15 protein-coding genes and 1 pseudogene are annotated in these 17,914 nt (G+C 72.3%); 10 read left to right on the forward strand and 6 right to left on the reverse strand.

The genetic code is table 11. The annotated features are described in order from the left end of the window. The 3 genes and pseudogenes from C1I97_RS40580 to C1I97_RS02675 form a co-directional block, all read right to left on the reverse strand. Positions 1-245, reverse strand: a pseudogene (locus C1I97_RS40580) (hypothetical protein); the annotation flags it as partial. Continuing rightward, complete coding sequence (locus C1I97_RS02670) at positions 245-1,297, reverse strand: protein kinase family protein (RefSeq protein ID WP_111001607.1); 1,053 nt, start codon at positions 1,295-1,297, stop codon at positions 245-247. The gene C1I97_RS02670 and the pseudogene C1I97_RS40580, both read right to left, overlap by 1 nt. Positions 1,298-1,381: 84 nt before the next feature. Then, the gene (locus C1I97_RS02675) at positions 1,382-2,737 is read right to left on the reverse strand and encodes a dipeptidase (protein ID WP_111001608.1); all 1,356 of its coding nucleotides are present in this window, start codon (positions 2,735-2,737) and stop codon (positions 1,382-1,384) included. Positions 2,738-2,952: 215 nt separating this feature from the next. On the opposite strand from C1I97_RS02675, the gene C1I97_RS02680 reads away from it, so the two are divergent. Next, complete coding sequence (locus tag C1I97_RS02680) at positions 2,953-4,209, forward strand: geranylgeranyl reductase family protein (protein ID WP_111001609.1); 1,257 nt, start codon at positions 2,953-2,955, stop codon at positions 4,207-4,209. On the opposite strand, the gene C1I97_RS02685 is transcribed toward C1I97_RS02680, so the two are convergent. After that, positions 4,199-4,657 carry a nitroreductase family deazaflavin-dependent oxidoreductase gene (locus C1I97_RS02685; RefSeq protein ID WP_111001634.1) on the reverse strand — a complete coding sequence of 153 codons (459 nt, stop codon included), beginning with the start codon at positions 4,655-4,657 and terminating at the stop codon, positions 4,199-4,201. The genes C1I97_RS02680 and C1I97_RS02685 overlap by 11 nt on opposite strands. 166 nt (positions 4,658-4,823) lie before the next feature. Here C1I97_RS02685 and C1I97_RS02690 point away from each other — a divergent pair, with 166 nt between their 5' ends. Both C1I97_RS02690 and C1I97_RS02695 read left to right on the forward strand, forming a co-directional pair. Beyond that, positions 4,824-5,534, forward strand: coding sequence for a TetR/AcrR family transcriptional regulator (locus C1I97_RS02690; RefSeq protein WP_111001610.1), 711 nt, complete (start codon positions 4,824-4,826; stop codon positions 5,532-5,534). A 144-nt stretch (positions 5,535-5,678) separates the two neighbouring features. Further along, positions 5,679-8,189: an ATP-dependent Clp protease ATP-binding subunit gene (locus tag C1I97_RS02695; RefSeq protein ID WP_111001635.1), complete on the forward strand. Its 2,511-nt coding sequence runs from the start codon at positions 5,679-5,681 to the stop codon at positions 8,187-8,189. Positions 8,190-8,394: 205 nt separating this feature from the next. Here the strand turns inward: C1I97_RS02695 and C1I97_RS02700 are convergent, their stop codons facing one another. Together C1I97_RS02700 and C1I97_RS02705 are read right to left on the reverse strand one after the other, a co-directional pair. Further along, positions 8,395-9,681: a cytochrome P450 gene (locus C1I97_RS02700; protein ID WP_111001611.1), complete on the reverse strand. Its 1,287-nt coding sequence runs from the start codon at positions 9,679-9,681 to the stop codon at positions 8,395-8,397. 70 nt (positions 9,682-9,751) lie between these two features. Then, a complete protein-coding gene (locus tag C1I97_RS02705; RefSeq protein WP_111001612.1) occupies positions 9,752-11,107 on the reverse strand; it encodes a glutamine synthetase family protein in 1,356 nt (451 codons plus the stop codon). A 343-nt stretch (positions 11,108-11,450) separates the two neighbouring features. Here C1I97_RS02705 and C1I97_RS02710 point away from each other — a divergent pair, with 343 nt between their 5' ends. The 7 genes from C1I97_RS02710 (at position 11,451) to C1I97_RS02740 (ending at position 17,855) form a co-directional block, all read left to right on the forward strand. Continuing rightward, the gene (locus C1I97_RS02710) at positions 11,451-11,639 is read left to right on the forward strand and encodes a ferredoxin (RefSeq protein WP_073952234.1); all 189 of its coding nucleotides are present in this window, start codon (positions 11,451-11,453) and stop codon (positions 11,637-11,639) included. Between the two features lie 4 nt (positions 11,640-11,643). After that, a complete protein-coding gene (locus tag C1I97_RS02715) occupies positions 11,644-12,852 on the forward strand; it encodes an NAD(P)/FAD-dependent oxidoreductase (protein WP_111001613.1) in 1,209 nt (402 codons plus the stop codon). 12 nt (positions 12,853-12,864) lie between these two features. Next, the gene (locus tag C1I97_RS02720; protein WP_111001614.1) at positions 12,865-13,671 is read left to right on the forward strand and encodes an acetoacetate decarboxylase family protein; all 807 of its coding nucleotides are present in this window, start codon (positions 12,865-12,867) and stop codon (positions 13,669-13,671) included. A 34-nt stretch (positions 13,672-13,705) separates the two neighbouring features. Beyond that, on the forward strand, positions 13,706-15,193 hold the full coding sequence (locus C1I97_RS02725) for an aldehyde dehydrogenase (RefSeq protein WP_111001615.1): 1,488 nt from the start codon (positions 13,706-13,708) through the stop codon (positions 15,191-15,193). Continuing rightward, positions 15,186-16,112, forward strand: a complete 927-nt coding sequence (locus C1I97_RS02730; protein WP_111001616.1) for a 3,4-dihydroxyphenylacetate 2,3-dioxygenase — start codon at positions 15,186-15,188, stop codon at positions 16,110-16,112. The genes C1I97_RS02725 and C1I97_RS02730 overlap by 8 nt, the downstream gene beginning before the upstream one ends. Before the next feature lie 11 nt (positions 16,113-16,123). Continuing rightward, on the forward strand, positions 16,124-16,969 hold the full coding sequence (locus C1I97_RS02735; protein WP_111001617.1) for a fumarylacetoacetate hydrolase family protein: 846 nt from the start codon (positions 16,124-16,126) through the stop codon (positions 16,967-16,969). Between the two features lie 319 nt (positions 16,970-17,288). Next, positions 17,289-17,855 carry a TetR/AcrR family transcriptional regulator gene (locus C1I97_RS02740; RefSeq protein ID WP_258382390.1) on the forward strand — a complete coding sequence of 189 codons (567 nt, stop codon included), beginning with the start codon at positions 17,289-17,291 and terminating at the stop codon, positions 17,853-17,855. Positions 17,856-17,914: the final 59 nt, after the last annotated feature.

The raw sequence follows: 17,914 nt of genomic DNA on the forward strand, positions 1-17,914 counted from the left end.
CCGGGGTAGAAGACCTTGCTGAAGACCAGGGCAGCGGCCGTGCCGAAAATGTAGAAGTCGTACCACTCGATGGCGGTGCCGACGAAAGCAGCGGTCGTGGATCTGCGGGACGACCGGGCGGATGCCGCTTCCGCACCCGCTGCCCGAAGTTCGCGACCCGGCTGACGGAGAGCGAGCGCACCGCGTGCGTCGAGCAGGTACCGGAACTGACCGACCGGGGCACCGGCCACCCGGTGGCCTGCCACTACGCGGAGAGCGTGGAGCTGCTGTAGAGGCGCCGCAGCTCGTCGTGCGGGTACGGGGTCAGCCTGCTCTCCTCGATCAGGCGGTCGTGGAAGTCGTTCAGCCGTGCGGCGAGCGGCGCGTGCCGGGCCAGGAGCGCGGCCGCGGCCGCCGGGACGCCGTCGGGCCGCGCTCCCCCGGCCAGGGCGCGGACGAAGGCGCGGCGGTCCTCGAGTCCGTACCCGTACAGCTCGTACGTCAGCCAGTTGACCAGGTGGGTGAGGGTGTAGGCGCGGTCGTAGCCGCGATGACGGCGGAAGAAGGCCTGCTCCTGCCCGGTGAGCCGGAACCGGTGGCTCAGGGCGAGGCCGAAGTCCGTGAGGTACAGCTGCCGGCCGTCGGTGAGGATGTTCCGGAAGTGCGCGTCCAGGTGCAGCAGCCGCTGCCCGTGCAGGAAATCGGTGACGGTCTCCAGGCCGCGTACGACGAAGTCGCACGCGGTGTCCGCCGCGTCCGTGTGCAGCCGGGCGCCGAACCAGTCGTCGAGGGTGTGCGGCACGTACTCCAGGAACAGGGTCAGGCTCGCGGTGGCCGTGCGCAGGGCCTCGACGCGGGCCCGTACCTGCGGGGTGCCGCCCCAGTGGGCGACGGTCCGCTCCACGTCGGCCAGTTCGTCCGGCAGGGGCCCGGGCTCGTCGGGCAGCACCCGCCAGTGGTGCAGCAGCGGAAAGCCGGTGAAGCGGCCGGAGAGCACCCAGTTGGTCGTCATCCGGTGCGTGGCGAGCTCCCGCCACGCACCGAGCCCCGGGCTGCCGATGCCGTAGTGGAAGTACGGCGGCAGGTCGAAGACGTTCGCCGTCGACAGCCGGTTGTCGGGGTGCCGCTCGACGTCCGTCAGGCGTACGTGCTTGACGAAGACCGGTCGGCCGTCCACCTCGACGAGTGCCGGACGGCCGCCGATCCCCGTGCCGAACGGCTCGCCACCCGCCAGGAGTCGCGCGAGTTCACGGTCGCCGAGGAGCGCGAGCGAGGTGGCGGTGTCGGTGTGGGCGGTGATGCGGGCGGAGAGAGTCATGAGCTCATGTTCAGCCGGACACCGGGGGCCTGTCCGCCGCTTCGGGGAGTGCCGCCCCGGCGCGCCGTGCGCCGGGGCGGTGGCTCAGTCCGCCGCGTAGTTGCGCAGGAACAGGGCCTCCGCGACCGACAGGCGCTCCAGCTCCTCGGGAGAGACGCTCTCGTTCACGGCGTGGATCTGCGCCTCGGGTTCGCTCAGGCCGACGAGGAGGATCTCGGCCTGCGGGTAGAGCGCGGCGAGGGTGTTGCACAGGGGGATGGAGCCGCCCTGGCCGGCGTACTGCATCTTCTGGCCGGGGTAGGCGACCGCCATCGCGTCGGCCATCGCCTGGTAGGCCGGGCTGGTGGTGTCGGCGCGGAAGGGCTGGCCCTGGCCGATCTGCTCGGTGCGCACCCGGGCGCCCCACGGGACGCGGGCCTCCAGGTGGGCCTGGAGCAGCTTGGTCGCCTCGGCCGCGTCGACGCCCGGCGGCACCCGCAGGCTGATCAGGGCGCGGGCGCCGGCCTGCACGGACGGGGTGGCGCCGACGACCGGCGGGCAGTCGATGCCGAGGACGGTGACGGCCGGGCGGGCCCAGATGCGGTCGGCGACCGTGCCGGAGCCGATCAGCTCCACGCCGTCGAGCACCTTGGCGTCCTTGCGGAACTGCTCCTCGTCGTACTGGAGGCCCTCCCACGCCGAGTCGCCCGCCAGGCCGTCCACCGTCGTCGAGCCGTCCTTCGCGCGCAGCGAGTCCAGGACGCGGATCAGCGCGGCGAGCGCGTCGGGGGCGGCGCCGCCGAACTGGCCGGAGTGCAGGTTGCCTTCGAGGGTGTCGACCTGGACGCGGACCAGGGTCATGCCGCGCAGGGTGGTGGTGACGGTGGGCAGGCCGACGCGGAAGTTGCCGCTGTCGCCGATCACGACGGCGTCGGCCTCCAGCAGCTCCGGGTGCTCCTCGGCGTAGCGCTCCAGGCCGCCGGTGCCCTGCTCCTCCGAGCCCTCGGCGATCACCTTGACGTTCACCGGTACGCCGCCGTTCGCCTTCAGCGCGCGCAGCGCGAGCAGGTGCATGATGACGCCGCCCTTGCAGTCGGCGGCGCCGCGTCCGTACCAGCGGCCGTCGCGCTCGGTCAGCTCGAAGGGCGGGGTGGTCCAGCCGGCCTCGTCCAGCGGCGGCTGCACGTCGTAGTGGGCGTAGAGCAGGACCGTCTTCGCGCCCTCGGGGCCGGGCAGGAAGCCGTACACCGACTGGGTGCCGTCCGGGGTGTCGAGCAGGGCCACGTCGGTGAAGCCCTCGGCGCGCAGCGCGTCGGCGATCCAGTGCGCGGCGGCCTCGCTCTCGCTCCTCGGGTACTGGTCGAAGTCCGCCACCGACTGGAAGGTCACCAGCTCGGCGAGTTCCGCCCGCGCCCTGGGCATGAGGGAGGCGACGGTCTCGGCGACCGGATTCGACGACATGGGCACGCTCCTTGTAGGTGCGACGTCGCACTCGTGGGTACCTGAGTGGTACTTCCGAGCACTTCTGTGTTGCGGATGATCGTGTCAGCGTAGGCGCGACCCGGTGTACGGGGCACGTACGCTGCTGATCCTCCCACAGCGGCCCGCGGCGAGGGCCGCCGTAGGATGCGACAGGAAGCAGCGGCAGCCGGGTTGATCGGGAGCGGTAGACCATCGTGAGCAGCGAGAACTCTTCGGCGGACGACGTGCGGGACGACGAGAGGCAGGTGTGGGACGTCGTCGTGGTGGGCGCGGGACCCGCGGGTGCCTCGGCCGCCTACGCGGCGGCGGTCGCGGGGCGGCGCGTGCTGCTGCTGGAGAAGGCGGAACTGCCCCGGTACAAGACCTGCGGCGGAGGGATCATCGGCCCCTCGCGCGACGCGCTGCCGCCCGGCTTCGAGCTTCCGCTGAAGGACCGGGTGCACGCGGTGACCTTCTCCCTGGGCGGCCGTTTCACCCGCACCCGCCGCTCCAAGCAGATGCTGTTCGGGCTGGTCGACCGTTCCGACTTCGACCAGCAGCTGGTCGAGCACGCGCAGAAGGCGGGCGCCGAGCTGCGTACGGGAGTCACGGTCTCGCGGGTCGAGCAGCACGGCTCGGCGGTGCCGGACCGGCGTACGGTCGCCGTGGTGCTCCAGGGCGGCGAGACGGTGCTCGCGCGCGCGGTGGTCGGCGCGGACGGCAGCGCCAGCCGCATAGGGGCCCACGTCGGGGTGAAGCTGGACCAGGTGGATCTGGGCCTGGAGGCGGAGATCCCGGTGCCGGACACCGTCGCCGAGGACTGGCGGGGACGGGTGCTCATCGACTGGGGGCCGATGCCCGGCAGTTACGGCTGGGTGTTCCCCAAGGACGACACGCTGACCGTCGGTGTGATCTCGGCACGCGGCGAAGGCGCCGCCACCAAGCGGTACTTGGAGGACTTCATCGGCCGGCTGGGCCTGGCCGGCTTCGAACCGAGCATCTCCTCCGGGCATCTGACGCGCTGTCGCGCCGACGACTCGCCGCTCTCGCGGGGGCGGGTGCTGGTGTGCGGGGACGCGGCCGGACTCCTGGAGCCGTGGACGCGCGAGGGCATCTCCTTCGCCCTCAGGTCCGGGCGGCTCGCGGGGGAGTGGGCGGTGCGCGTCGCCGAGGCGCACGACGCGGTGGACGTCCGGCGCCAGGCCCTGAACTACGCGTTCGCGATCAAGGCGGGGCTCGGCGTCGAGATGTCCGTCGGCAGGCGGATGCTGTCGGTGTTCGCGCGCCGGCCCGGGGTCTTCCACGCCGCCCTGACCGGCTTCCGGCCCGCCTGGAGGGCGTTCAGGGACATCACGCGGGGCTCGACCTCCCTCGGTGAGCTCGTCCGCACCCACCCCATGGCCCAGCGCGCCCTGACCGCACTGGACCGGCAGCAGGCCGTGCCCGCCGCGGAGGAGCCGGTCAGTTCGTGACCGTGATCCGGAAGACCGGGTGGTCGGGGGCGGCCGCGGCGATCTCCTCGTCGGAGGACTTCGCCGTGACGCCCCTGAAGTACGCGTCGACCTGCCAGCCCCACCGCTCCAGATAGGCCCGCAGGACCGGCGGCTTCTCGGCGTCGGGGAGCTCCACCGCGGTGAACGTCCGCACCTTCCGCCCGACGCGCAGCTCTCCGCCGCCCGCCGCGCGCATGTTGCGGACCCACTGGGAGTGGCCGCGGGCCGAGACGAGGTACTGCGTGCCCTCGTACGTGTGCGGGTTGACCGGGATGCGCTGCGGCTCGCCGCTCCTGCGGCCCCGCACGGTCAGCTCGGCGGAGCCGGCGAGGCTGATCCCGCGCCGGGCGAGCCGGCCGACGACGCTGTTGAGGCGGGCGTTCATCCGGCTGCCCTTGAGGTAGTACGGCGGCGGTGACGACGGCATGGTGACCCCCACTTGTTGGGAGAGCAGTGCTCTCGTTCGGGAACAGTGTGCGCCGGATCGGTGATCCAGTGCAAGAGCAGCGCTCTCATTTCAGTTTGCCGCTCCGTTTTCAGTTCACCGCTCCGTTCCGTGCGCGCCGCTCCAGAACCGTGGAACACTCCTCTCCATGAGCACCGTGAAAGGCGCCCGCGCCCGGGCCAGGACGGAGATCACCGCAGCGATCAAGGACGAGGCGCGCAGACAGCTCGCGAAGGAGGGCGCCGCGAAGCTCTCGCTGCGCGCCGTGGCCCGGGAACTGGGCATGGTGTCCTCCGCGCTGTACCGGTACTTCCCCAGCCGCGACGACCTGCTGACCGCGCTCATCATCGACGCCTACGACTCCCTGGGCTCGGCGGCGGAGTCCGCGCACGGGGCGGTGGCCGGCGCCGAGCCCCTCGCCCGCTGGACCGCCGTGTGCGAGGCGGTACGCGGCTGGGCGCTGGCGCACCCCCACGAGTACGCCCTCATCTACGGCTCGCCCGTGCCCGGCTACACCGCGCCGCAAACGACCGTCCCGGCCGCGGCCCGCGTCGGCCTGGTCCTCATCGGCATCGTGCGCGACGCCCACGAGCACGGCGGGCTGACCGGGCCCCCGCTCCCCGCCGAACTGCTCGACGAGGCCGGGCGGATGACCGCCGAGCTCGCGCCCGGCCTGCCGCCCGAGGTGGTGGCCGCGCTCGTCGCCGCCTGGGCCCAGCTGTACGGGCTGGTCGGGTTCGAGCTGTTCGGGCAGTTCAACCGGGTGGTGGAGGACCGGGAGCCGTTCTTCCGGCACGCGGTGGCCCGGCTCGCCCACGGGGTGGGCCTGCGTCCCGTGCCCCCCGAAGAGCATGCGTGACCGCCTCACTCGACCGGCGGCCCACCGGCGCACCGCGCACAGCACCGCCCCGTACGGCCCCGGGTCGGCGCATGTCGCGTTGCGGTGGGCCATTCGGTGGGTTGGGGTGGAGGGAGACACACTCCCTTGTCCCGGACGGCGATCATGACGATGTCACCCTTCGGCGCCTCCTTCGGCGGCCCGGACCCGTTCTCCGAAATCCTCAACCGCTTCTTCGGCATGACGCCCGCCGCCGCGCCCCCGCAGGTGCAGCGCGTGCCGATCGGACGGCTGCTGACCGAATCCGCACGCGAGCTGATCAACCAGGCCACCGGGCGAGCGGCCGAGGACGGCAGCTCCGACCTGGACACCGAGCACCTGCTGTGGGCGTGCACCCAGGTGGAGCCGGCCCGCGGGCTGCTCGCCCAGGCCGGAGCCGACCCGGACCGCCTCGGCGCGGACCTCGCCGAGGCGCTGCCCGGCGAGAGCGGCATGCCCTCCGCACAGCCCGGCCTGACCCCGGCGGCCAAGCGCGTGCTGCTGCGCGCCTACGAGCACTCCCGGGCGGCCGGAGTGTCGTACATCGGCCCCGAGCACATCCTCGGCGCGCTCCTGGACACGCCGGGCGCACCGGCGGCACGTGTCCTGGCCGCCCACGGCATCGAGGCCGACCAGGTGCGGCGCAGCGCCGACACGGCCTCCCGCCCCGACACCGCGCCGAGCGCGGGCGAGACCCCGAGCGCCACCCCGACCCTGGACCAGTACGGCCGTGACCTGACCGAGGAGGCCCGGGGCGGAAAGCTGGACCCGGTGGTGGGACGCGCCGCGGAGATCGAGCAGACCGTCGAGGTCCTCTCCCGCCGCACGAAGAACAACCCCGTCCTGATCGGCGAACCGGGCGTCGGCAAGACCGCGATCGTCGAGGGACTGGCCCAGCGGATCGTCAACGGGGACGTGCCGAAGACCCTGGAGAACAAGCGGGTGATCGCCCTGGACCTCACCGGGCTGGTGGCGGGCGCCCAGTACCGGGGACAGTTCGAGGAACGGCTGAAGAACGTCATCGACGAGGTCAAGGCGGCCTCGGAGTCGACGGTCCTGTTCCTGGACGAACTGCACACCGTCGTCGGCGCCGGAGCCACCGGCGAGGGCTCCATGGACGCGGGCAACATCCTCAAACCGGCCCTCGCCCGCGGTGAGTTGCACGTCGTCGGGGCCACCACCCTCGACGAGTACCGCCGGTACGTGGAGAAGGACGCCGCCCTGGAGCGCCGCTTCCAGCCCGTCATGGTGCCCGAGCCGAGCGTCGAGGAGACCGTGCAGATCCTGGAGGGCCTGCGCGACTCCTACGAGGCCCACCACCAGGTCCGCTACAGCGACGACGCCCTGGCCGCCGCGGCCGAGCTCTCGGACCGGTACGTCACCGACCGCTTCCTGCCCGACAAGGCCATCGACCTGCTCGACCAGGCCGGGGCACGGGTGCGCCTGCGCTCCCTGGGCCGGTCCACCGAGGTCGCCGAGCGCGAGGACCGGCTGGCCAAGCTGCGCCGGGAGAAGGACCAGGCCGTCGCCGCCGAGAACTTCGAGCGGGCCTCCGAGCTCAAGGACCGGATCGCCGAGGCGGAGACGGAGCTGGAGGGCCTGGCCGAGCGCCGCGAGGGGGTCCTCGAGGTGACCGTCGACGACATCGCCGACGTACTGTCGCGGCGCACCGGCATCCCCGTCGCCCAGCTGACCGAGAGCGAGAAGGAGCGGTTGCTGAAACTGGAGGAGGCCCTGCACGCCCGGGTCGTCGGCCAGGACGAGGCGGTCACCGCGATCGCCCAGGCGGTGCGCCGCAGCCGGGCCGGCATGGGGGACCCGAACCGGCCCGTGGGCTCCTTCCTCTTCCTCGGCCCCACCGGCGTCGGCAAGACCGAACTGGCCAAGGCTCTCGCCGAGTTGCTGTTCGGCGACGAGAACCGCATGGTCCGCTTCGACATGAGCGAGTTCCAGGAGAGGCACACCGTCTCCCGGCTCGTCGGCGCCCCGCCCGGCTACGTCGGCCACGAGGAGGCCGGCCAGCTCACCGAGAAGGTGCGCCGGCAGCCCTACAGCGTGCTGCTGTTCGACGAGGTGGAGAAGGCCCACCCGGACGTCTTCAACATTCTGCTCCAGGTCCTCGACGACGGCCGGCTCACCGACGCGCAGGGCCGCACCGTCGACTTCCGCAACACCGTGGTCATCATGACCTCCAACATCGGCGCCCAGCGGATCCTGGCCCACCACGGCGACGTCGCCGGCATCAAGGACCAGCTGATGGGGGACCTGCGCGGAAGGTTCCTGCCGGAGTTCCTCAACCGCATCGACGACATCATCATCTTCCACGGCCTGAGCGAGGACGACCTCGGCCGGATCGTGGACCTGCTGCTGGACCACAGCCGCCGCCGGGTGCGCGCCCAGGGCCTGGAGCTGGAGGTCACCGACGCCGCGAAGAAGCTGCTGGTCGCCCACGGTCACCAGCCCGAGTTCGGCGCCCGCCCGCTGCGCCGCACCATCCAGGCCGAGCTGGACAACCGCATCGCCTCCCTGCTGCTGAGCGACTCGGCCGACCCCGGCGACACGATCGTGGCGGACGTCGACCAGGACGCCCTGGTCTGCCGGGTCGAACGTCCGGAGCTCCCCGGCCGGCTGACCTGAGGCGGTCTGCCGCCGGGCGGGGCAGCGCAGGAGAAGAGTTGCTCAAGGGACCGGCCGATGGGCAGGTCCGCCCCGGGTGGTTCCTCGGCGAGCTCGTCTCGTAAGACAGAGGGACCCGGCCGCCCCTGCGGTGACGAGAGGGCCACCGGACGGTGTCCGGCGGCCCTCGTCGCCCGGTGAACGGAAGCCCGGGTGAACGCTTCGGTCAGGCGAGCGTCACCTCCACCGGGAGCCGCTTGATGCCGTTGACGAAGTTGGAGCGGACCCGGGGCACGTCGCCGACGAGCTTGATGTCCGCGAGACGGGGGATCAGCTCCTCGAACATGATCCGGATCTCGGTGCGGGCCAGCAGGTTGCCCAGGCACAGGTGGGGGCTGCCCTTGCCGAAGGTGACGTGGTCGTTGTTCTGCCGGGTGACGTCGAAGTCGTAGGGGTTGCCGAAGACCTCCTCGTCACGGTTGCCGGAGGCGAACCACATGACGACCTTGTCGCCCTCCTTGACCTGTTTGCCGCCGAGTTCCACGTCACGGGTGGCGGTGCGGCGGAAGTGGTACACGGGGGAGGCCCAGCGCAGGAACTCCTCGACCGCGCCCGGGATCAGGGAGGGGTCCTCCTTCAGGCGGGCCAGCTGTTCGGGGTGCTGCAGCAGGGCCAGCATGGAGTGGGTGATGGTGTGGCGGGTCGTCTCGTTGCCCGCCACCACCAGCAGCAGGAAGTAGTTGTCGAAGTCCTGCCCGGACAGCGGGACGCCGTCCCGCGGGGTGCCGTTGACCAGCTGGGAGACCAGGTCGGTGCCGTTGCCGCCGCGCCGCTGCCGGGCCAGCTCCCGCCCGTAGGCGAAGACCTCGAGCGAAGCGGGGGAGCGGAAGGGCAGGTCGCGGTACTTCTCGCTCTCCTCACTGTGCAGGAGCACGTCGGCGTAGTCGGGGTCGGTGTTGCCGATGATGCGGTTGCCCCAGTCGATGAGCTGCTGGTTGTCCTTTGGCGGCACGTCGAGGAGACGGGCCAGCACGTTGATCGGGAAGTCGGCGGAGACCTCCTTGACGAAGTCGAAGGTGCCCTTGGCCAGGGCCGCGTCCAGGGTGGTCGCGGTCAGTCCGCGCAGGAAGTCGGTGTAGCTGTTGATCACGCTCGCGCCGAACTGGCGCTGGATCAGGCTGCGCATGGCGCGGTGGCGGACCCCGTCGAGTTCGAGGATGGAGGCGCGCTTCTTGATCTGGTCGTCGTCGACCTCCTCGAGGTTGACGAACCTCGTCGAGGTGAACGTCTCGGCGTCGCGGTCGACGCGGGCGATGTCCGCGTGCCGGGTGACGCTCCAGAAGCCGGAGTTGGGCGCCTCCTCGGGCTGCCAGTGCACCGGGTCCTCGTGGCGCAGGGTGTGGAACATGCGCCAGGGGGTGACGCCGTCGGTGAAGTTGTCCAGGTCGGCGAGGTTCACGTCGGCCAGCGGCAGCGGCTCGCGGACGGCGTCGGACAGGGGCTGGGTGGTCATGGGGGGCGTCTCCTCGGCGTCACGGGACTCGGTGCCGTACGCGGCTCGGTGTCACGGGTGGGGCGGATGGTCAGAGGTGGTAGGCGTACTCGGTGAACTCCCAGTCGGTGACGTGCCGCTCGAAGCGTTCGACCTCGTTGCGCTTGTAGGTGAGGTAGGAGGCGGTGAAGCCCTTGCCGAGGACGTCGGCCAGCGCGGTGTCCGCCTCCAGGGCGTCCAGGGCCTCGGACAGGGTGGCCGGGAGCTTGGCCGACCGGTCGGCGTCGTAGCCGTATCCGTCCAGCGGGGCCGGCGGCTCCTCGCCGGCCAGGACGCCGAGCAGGGCGGCGGCCACGGTCCCGGCGATGAGCAGGTAGGGGTTGGCGCTGGCGTCGCCGAGGCGCAGTTCGAGCCGGGAGCCGGAGCCCCGCTCGGGCGGGATGCGGACCATGGCGCTGCGGTTGTCCAGGCCCCAGTCGATCAGCCAGGGGGCGAGGGTGTCCGGGCCGAAGCGCTTGTAGGAGTTGACCGTCGGGTTGGCCAGGGCCGCGAGCGCGGGTGCGTGGGCGAGGATGCCGGCGACGGCGTGGCGGGCGGTCGCGGACAGGCCGTAGGGCGCCGCGGGGTCGTCGAAGACGTTGGCGCCGCCGTCGTCCTCGCAGGACAGGTGGAGGTGGAAGCCGGAACCTCCCGCGTCCTGGAACGGCTTGGCCATGAAGGTGGCCAGGCGCCCCTCCTTGCGGGCGATCTCCTTGATCGCCGACTTGAAGCGGAAGGCGCGGTCGGCGGCCGACAGGGCATCCGAGTGGGTCAGGTTGATCTCGAACTGGCCCCCGTCGAACTCGTGGTTCCCGCTGCTCACCCCGAGCTCGGCGGTGCGCAGCAGGCGCAGGGTGCGCAGCAGGTGGTTGTCGTCGTCCGCGCGCAGCCCCGCGGTGTAGACGACACCCTGGGCGTCGTTGTAGCGGCGCCAGCCCCGCGGGGAGCCGGGCGCGGGCTCGCACAGGAAGTACTCCAGCTCCGGGCCGACCACCGGGCGCAGTCCGTGCTGGCCGCACCGGTCGAGGACGGCGCGGAGCAGGTCGCGGGGCGACTCGGGGGCGGGCAGCCCGGTGGCCGGGTCGGTGACGTCGCCCAGGCAGGCCGCCACGCCGGGCTCCCACGGCAGGGGCACGAGGGTGTCGAGGTCCGGCTTCACACAGATGTCGGGCAGGCCCGCGTCCAGGCCGCCGGAGACCGGGACGACGTCGCCCTGCGGGCTGGTGTGGTAGACGGCGCGGCAGAAGGCCAGGCCGTGGTCGCAGACCGAGGGCAGGTGCTCCAGCAGGACGTCCCGGGCGCGGTCGGTGCCGATGAGGTCGGGATAGGTCACCCGGACCACGTCGATGCCCTCGGCGGCGAGCCGGTCCTGGTGCCGGCGGACGGATGGGGAGTCGGATGCGCTCACCGGTGTCTCCTCAGGGGAATGTGGGGCGCTTCCCAGGCCTGCGCGGGCGCTGGGAGAGGGGGAAGAGGGTCGGCGTCGCACTGCGGGAGGGCAGGGACCGCTCAACGTTTGATGCCAAACGGTATGGACCCCCGTCGCCTCACCGCAAGAGGGAAGCCCAAAAAATTTATCCATCCGGATAGCTATTGACCAGGGTCTGGTCGGTTCTTATGTTGTTTGAAGCCAAACGAGTCCGGGGACGGTTTTCTCCCTCCCCGTTGGCCGGGGCCCGGCCGTATCCGGTCCGGGCCCCTCATCTCCCCAGCTTCGCGCCCCGACGCCCTCAGCACCAGGAGGACCGGCCATGAAGGTCGTCGTCGACATGAACAAGTGCCAGGACCACGGTCAGTGTGTCTTCGCCGCCCCTGACGTCTTCAGCTTCGACGACGCCGGCCGTCTGGCCTACGTCAGCGACCCCGACGACGCGCTGCGCGACGAGGTCGAGGAGGCCGCCGACGTCTGCCCGCTGCAGGCCATCCGGATCGAGGACTGAGCCCGTGAGCGCACCCGTCGTCGTGGCCGGCGCCTCCATGGCCGGCCTGCGCGCCGCCGAGCAGCTGCGCGCCGCCGGGTACCTCGGCCCGATCACCCTGATCGGCGAGGAACCCCACATGCCCTACAACCGGCCGCCGCTGTCCAAGGAGGTGCTCGCCGGCAAGGCGTCCTTCGAGTCGCTGGCCTTCCGGCCCCGCGCCGCGGTCGCCGACGTGGAGTGGCGCCTGGGCACCAAGGTCGTCGCGGCCGACCTCGACCGGCGCGCGGTCGAACTCGAGGACGGCGAGGTCCTGCCCTGCGCCGGACTCGTCGTCGCCACCGGTATGCGGCCCCGCCGGCTGCGCTGCCCCGGCCCCCTCGACGGACGGCACACCGTCCGTACGATCGACGACGCCCGCGGGCTGCGCGAGGCCCTGACCCGCCCGGGTGCCCGGGTGGTCGTGGTGGGCGCGGGCTTCATCGGCTGCGAGGTCGCCGCCACGGCCGTCGCCCTCGGCGCCGCCCGGGTGACCGTCGTGGACCCGATGCCCCTGCCCATGGTGGGGCCGCTCGGCGATCTGCTCGCCAAGGCCCTGCTGAAGCGGCACGAGGAACGCGGAGTCGACTTCCTGCTCGGCACCGGCGTGGCCGGCTTCGAGGGCACGGACCACGTCACCGGCGTGGTGCTCGGCGACCAGACCGTGCTCCCCGCGGACGTCGTGGTGGAGTCGGTCGGATCCGTCGCCAACACCGAGTGGCTCGACGGCAACGGCCTCGACCTCACCGACGGGGTGCTCACCGACGAGCACCTGCGCGTCGGCGGACGCCCCGAGGTGGTGGCGGTCGGCGACGTTGCCCGCTTCCCCAACGCCCGCTACGACGGTGTACCCCGCCGCGTCGAGCACTGGTCGATCCCCACCGACACCGCCAAGCACGCCGCCCGGGTGCTCGCCGCCCATCTCGGCGGCGCCGACGTCGGCCTCGACCCGTTCGCGCCGCTGCCCACCTTCTGGAGCGACCAGCACGACTTCCGGCTGCAGTCCTTCGGCGCACCCGGACTCGGCCTCGGCGACGTACGGGTCCTCGACGGCGACCCGGACGGGGACGTGCTCGTCGGCTACCACACCGGCGGCCGACTGGTGGGCGTCGTCGCCCTCGGCGGCCAGGCCGCGGCCGCTGCCGCCGCCCGCTACCGCGCCGAACTGCTCAAGCTGCCCGCTCCCACCGCATAAGGAACGCCTGCCATGACCACCGTCCGCGGATTCTTCCACCCCAAGACGGCGACGGGCGCCTCGTCGCTGATCCCCTCCCCGCCGTGGCGCTACTCCGGCGACCTGCTCACCGTCGAGTACCGCACCGACCCGGCGCGCGTGCGCGAACTGCTGCCCGAGCCGCTGGAGCTCGCCGACGAGGACCCCGGCGCCGTGGCGCTGATCTGGGCCGACTGGCAGTCCTGCTCGGCTTCCGGCGAGGAGCTGCTGGACCCGGTGCGCGCCCAGTACAAGGAGGCCTTCGCCGTCGTCCGCTGCACGTACAGGGGGCAGACGTACACGCGCTGCGTCCACATCTGGGTGGACAAGGACTTCGCGATCGCCCGCGGGCTGCACCAGGGCTACCCGAAGAAGCTCGGCTCGATCCACCAGACCCGCCCGCACCCCTACGGGCCGGCCCCGCGGATCGAGGCGGGCGCCCGGTTCGGCGCGACGCTGGCCGCCGCCGACCGGCGCCTGGCCCAGGCCGTGGTCACCCTGCGCGAGCCGTCCGAGACCAACGGCTTCGTCAACGGCCACCCGATGGCCCACCACCGCTGGCTGCCCTCCATCGAGCAGGGCAAGGGCCTCGCCCTGGACGAGCTGATCGAGTCCGGCGCCGCCTCCTTCGAGGGCGGGCAGCCCTGGGTCGGCGACGCCGAGCTGGAGCTGTTCGAGGCCCCCACCGAGGAGCTGGCCCGGCTCGAGATCCGCGAGCCGATCGCCGCCTACTACCGGCAGGTCGGCGTGGTCTGGGACGGCGGCCGCCTGCTGGAGTCCGGCACGTCCGGCGCCGAGTGACGCACCCGCAGACGACAACACCTGGAGACCGGACATGACCGACCACACCACCACCGTCGCCGGAGTCGCCGTCGACACCCGGCACTGGATCGGCGGCGAACGCGTCGCCTCCGCCGAGACCTTCACCGACCACTCGCCGATCGACGGCGCCGCGCTCGGCGAGATCTCCCGCGGTACGGCGATGGAGGCCGCCGCGGCCGTGGCCGCCGCCAAGGCCGCCTTCCCCGGCTGGGCCGCCACCCCGCCCGCCGAACGCGCCCGCATCCTGCACGCCGTCGCCGACGGCGTGGAGAAGCGGCTCGAAGAGCTCGCGATCGTCGAGACCACCGACAACGGCGCCCTGCTGCGCTCCCACCGCCGCGGTGTCATGCCGCGCGTCGCGCACAACTTCCGCTTCTTCGCCGACTGGCTGCTGCAGCTGGAGCACGAGGACTTCACGACATACACCAGCGGCTCCGCCGCGGGCCGCGGCCACACCAACCACGTCAGCTGGGACCCGGCCGGCCCCTGCGTGCTGATCACGCCGTGGAACGCGCCGCTGATGCTGGCCACCTGGAAGGTCGCCCCGGCCCTGGCCGCCGGCAACACGGTGATCCTGAAGCCCGCCGAGTGGTCCCCGCTGACCGCCTCGCTGCTCGCCGACATCGCCGCCGAGGCCGGGCTCCCGGCCGGCGTCCTCAACGTCGTCCAGGGCCTCGGTGCGGAGATCGGCGACGCGCTCACCTCGCACCCGGACGTGCGCCGGATCAGCTTCACGGGTTCCGTCCCGACGGCCAAGCGGATCTCCGCGTCGGCCGCCGCCAACCTCACCCCGCTCAGCCTGGAACTCGGCGGCAAGTCCCCGCTGCTGGTGTTCGCCGACGCCGACCTCGACCTCGCCGTGGACCTCGCGGTGGAGCAGTACGACAACGCCGGCCAGGTGTGCCTCGCGGGCACCCGGCTGCTGGTGGAGGAGCCGGTCGCCGAGGAGTTCACCCGGCGCTTCACGGAGAAGGCCTCCCGGCTGGTGCAGGGCGACCCGCGGGACGAGGCCACCGACATCGGCCCCAACATCCACCCCCGTCAGCTGGAGAAGATCGACGGCTTCGTGCAGCGGGCGCTCGCGGCCGGGGCCCGGGCGGTCATCGGCGGTCACCGGGGGGACGGCCAGTACTACGCGCCGACGCTGCTGACCGACGTCGCCCAGGACTCGGAGATCGTGCAGGAGGAGGTCTTCGGACCCGTCCTGACCCTGCAGACCTTCAGCACCGAGGAAGAGGCCGTCCGTCTCGCCAACGACACCCGCTTCGGCCTGGCCGCCACCCTCGCCACCGGCGACCGCGAGCGCGCCGAACGCGTCACCGCGCAGCTCGTCGCCGGCACCGTCTGGGTCAACTGCTTCTTCGTCCGCGACCTGCAGGCCCCCTTCGGCGGCTCCCGCCACTCCGGCGTCGGCCGGGAGGGCGGCACCTGGAGCTTCGACTTCTACTGCGACCTGAAGAACACCGTCACCGCACCGAAGGGATGGAAGGACCATGGGTGAGATCGTCGGGGCGGGCCTGCTCGCCCACGTCCCCACCATCGTGCTGCCCGAGGCCGTCCGGCTGGAGCTGAACGAGGGCAAGGAGATCACCCTCGTCACCGGCCTGGAGCAGCTGCGCAAGGACGTCTTCGAACGTGACGATTACGACACCGTCGTCGTCCTGGACTCCCACTGGGCGACCACCGTCGAGTTCGTCGTCACCGCCCAGCACCGGCGCGCGGGTCTGTTCACCTCCGAGGAGTTGCCGCGCGGCATGTGCCGGATGCCGTACGACTTCCCCGGCGACCCCGAGCTCGCGCGGAACATCGCCTCCTTCGCGGACAAGCACGGCACCTGGATCACGGCGATCGACGACGAGTACCTGCCGATCTACTACGCCACCATCAACCTGTGGAAGTTCCTCGGCGAGGGACTGCCCGACAAGCGGTGGGTGACCATCGGCGTCTGCCAGACCGGCGACATGGAGGACCACCTGCGCCTGGGCCGCGCCCTCGCGGACGGCATCGCCGCCACCCCCGGCTGCCGCGTCCTGCTGATCGCCTCCGGCGCGCTGTCGCACACCTTCTGGCCGCTGCGCGAGCTGCGCGACCACGAGGCCAGCGACCCGGCCCACATCTTCACGGCCGAGGCCCGCGAGGCCGACCACGAGCGCATCGCCTGGTTCAAGGAGGGCCGCCACGACAAGGTCCTCGACACCATGGACGAGTTCTGGAAGTACAAGCCCGAGGCGAAGTTCTTCCACTACCTGATGATGGCCGGCGCGCTCGGCGAGCAGGCCTGCACCGCCAAGGCCCGCCAGTACGGCGAGTACGAGAACTCCATCGGCACCGGCCAGGTCCACCTGTGGTTCGACCGCCCGGCCGACGGCTGGACCGGCACCGGCCTGCCCGCGTCCCCCGCCCCGCACACGACCGCCTAGAAAGGTCCCTCATGCCCGAGTACCGCCGCATCCTCCTCGACGGTGCCGCCGTCCAGGTCACCGTCGACGGGGACGAGCTGGTCGCCGGGGACGGCCGCCGCGTCAGGATCGACGACGCGCAGCACCTGCCCCCGGTGGTCCCCTCCAAGGTGATCGCCGTCCACCTCAACCACCGCAGCCGGGTCGACGAGTTCCAGATCGACCTGCCCGACACCCCGACGTACTTCCACAAGCCGACCTCCTCGCTCAACTCCCACAAGGGCGCGATCGTGCGCCCCGAGGGCTGCGAGTGGCTGAACTACGAGGGCGAGGTCGCCATCGTCATCGGGAAGACGGCGCGCAACATCTCCCCGGCCGAGGCGGGGGAGTACATCGCGGGATACACGGTCGCCAACGACTACGGCCTGCACGACTTCCGTGACACCGACGCCGGCTCCATGCTGCGCGTCAAGGGCTCCGACACCCTCTGCCCGCTCGGCCCCGGCCTGGTCACCGACTGGGACTTCCGGGGCAAGAAGCTGCGGACCTACGTCAACGGCGAGGTCGTCCAGGACGGCTCGACCGACGAGATGACCTGGGACATGCACTACCTGGTCGCCGACATCGCCCGCACCATCACCCTCTACCCCGGTGACGTGCTGCTCTCCGGCACCCCCGCCAACTCCCGCCCGGTCAAGCCGGGCGACGTGGTCGAGGTGGAGGTCGAGGGACTGGGCCGGCTCACCAACCACGTCGTCACCGGCCCGACCCCGATCCGGACCGACGTGGGGGCCCAGCCCACCGAGTCCGAGGAGGTCCTGTCCACCGCGCTCGGCGGCGACTGGGAATTCCGTGGCATCAGGTCGCCGCGTCGCTGAGCGGGGCGGTGTGGGTAGGGTCGGCACCATGACCGATCCCGCCGAGCCCGCCGCGTCCGTGGACCCCGCGGACTCCGCCGCGCCCGCGGAGCCCGCAGGGTCCGGTGGGACTTCCGCTTCGGCGGAGTCCGCCGGGTCTGCGGGGGGCGCCGGAGCCGCGGGGCGTACGGTCCCCGAGGCCGTGGCGTCCGCGTCCGCCGGAGCCGCCGTGTCCGCTGGACCTGGAGCCGCCGAGGCCGCCGGGTCCGGGGGGCGCACCGCGTCCGCTGAGACCGCAGGGCCGGGCGGGGTCGGCCGTGGGCGGCGTCCGCGCAAGCGCGTGCGGAACTACGGGGCCGGCCGGGACGCCCTGCTCGACGCGGCCGTCCGCGTGGTGGCCCGGGGCGGGCTGCGCAGGCTCACCTACCGGGCCGTGGCCGAGGAGGCCGGGGTCACCCACGGGCTCGTCGTGCACCACTTCGGCTCGCGCGACGCGCTGATCGAGGAGGCGCTCGCCCACGCCGTGCGCTCCTCCATGAACAGCAGCGCGCTCGAGCCCGGCACGGGCAGTGTGGCCGACTTCTCCGCCGGTCTGGCGGACATGGTGGAGTCCGGCCCGGACCTGCAGGCCTTCCAGTACGAGCTGATGCTGGAGGCGCGCCGCCGCTCCGAGCTCATGCCGCACCTGCGCGGCCTGTACGAGGAGTACTTCGACGCCGCCCGGCGGGAGCTGTCCCAGATGCTGGGCCGGCCGGTCGACCGGGGTCTTTACCGGCTGATCTTCGCGGCCCTGGAGGGCCTGGTGCTGCACCAGCTCGTCTTCGGCGAGCCCGAGGTCACCGAGGAGGCCCTCGCCCGGCTGCGCACCATGATCCAGCAGCTCGCCGAGGAGCCGGACGGCGCCTGAGCCGTACGCTGGACCGAGCGTGGCTCCGGGCCCCAGGTCACGGCGGCGTAAGAATCGGT

This window comes from Streptomyces sp. NTH33 (assembly GCF_003236365.1).
Lineage (GTDB): Bacteria > Actinomycetota > Actinomycetes > Streptomycetales > Streptomycetaceae > Streptomyces.

Bases quoted from the DNA above. Each gene is read 5' to 3' on its own strand.
- C1I97_RS02670 (WP_111001607.1), bottom strand. From the start codon at position 1,297: ATGACTCTCTCCGCCCGCATCACCGCCCACACCGACACCGCCACCTCG.
- C1I97_RS02675 (WP_111001608.1), bottom strand. From the start codon at position 2,737: ATGTCGTCGAATCCGGTCGCCGAGACCGTCGCCTCCCTCATGCCCAGG.
- C1I97_RS02685 (WP_111001634.1), bottom strand. From the start codon at position 4,657: ATGCCGTCGTCACCGCCGCCGTACTACCTCAAGGGCAGCCGGATGAAC.
- C1I97_RS02690 (WP_111001610.1), top strand. From the start codon at position 4,824: ATGAGCACCGTGAAAGGCGCCCGCGCCCGGGCCAGGACGGAGATCACC.
- C1I97_RS02695 (WP_111001635.1), top strand. From the start codon at position 5,679: ATGACGATGTCACCCTTCGGCGCCTCCTTCGGCGGCCCGGACCCGTTC.
- C1I97_RS02700 (WP_111001611.1), bottom strand. From the start codon at position 9,681: ATGACCACCCAGCCCCTGTCCGACGCCGTCCGCGAGCCGCTGCCGCTG.
- C1I97_RS02710 (WP_073952234.1), top strand. From the start codon at position 11,451: ATGAAGGTCGTCGTCGACATGAACAAGTGCCAGGACCACGGTCAGTGT.
- C1I97_RS02720 (WP_111001614.1), top strand. From the start codon at position 12,865: ATGACCACCGTCCGCGGATTCTTCCACCCCAAGACGGCGACGGGCGCC.
- C1I97_RS02725 (WP_111001615.1), top strand. From the start codon at position 13,706: ATGACCGACCACACCACCACCGTCGCCGGAGTCGCCGTCGACACCCGG.
- C1I97_RS02730 (WP_111001616.1), top strand. From the start codon at position 15,186: ATGGGTGAGATCGTCGGGGCGGGCCTGCTCGCCCACGTCCCCACCATC.
- C1I97_RS02735 (WP_111001617.1), top strand. From the start codon at position 16,124: ATGCCCGAGTACCGCCGCATCCTCCTCGACGGTGCCGCCGTCCAGGTC.